1 protein-coding gene is annotated in these 432 nt (G+C 28.7%); it reads right to left on the reverse strand.

Annotated elements, in window-relative coordinates; all coding sequences use genetic code 11:
* Positions 1-31 precede the first annotated feature (31 nt).
* The coding region (locus tag M3630_RS30645; RefSeq protein ID WP_251254678.1) for an alpha/beta fold hydrolase at positions 32-432 on the reverse strand (401 nt) is incomplete at its 5' end.

The following is a 432-nucleotide window of genomic DNA, read 5'->3' on the forward strand; positions in this document are numbered from 1 at the left end:
GACTTTATGCCCTAGGTTTATATATCACATATTATGATACGCTTTTTAAAAATTTTAAATAATAATTCATAAATGCTTCTGGTTCTTCAATATGCGGTGCATGTCCTGAATGTTCGAAGATTTTTTTCGTAACATTTAAAAAATGCGCTTCCAATTTAAAATGATTCTTATCTTTAATCAAAGGATCATGTTCCCCATTAATTAACAAAGTAGGTACACATGTACGTTTTTTTAAATACATAGGTTCATCTTTATGCAAAATTAATGAACGAATTGCCACCGCACTATCATCCTCAGACTTAATGCTATATATTCTTTGTTTTTGATACCATTTCATCGTCTTCTCTTGATTTCTAAACAATTTAGAAAATAAAAGAATATACGCTTCAGACTTATTAAAACCCGCTATATCATCTTGATATTGTATTAACA

The sequence above is a fragment of the Brevibacillus sp. MER 51 genome, from assembly GCF_023714195.1.
Taxonomy (GTDB): Bacteria; Bacillota; Bacilli; order Brevibacillales; family Brevibacillaceae; genus Brevibacillus.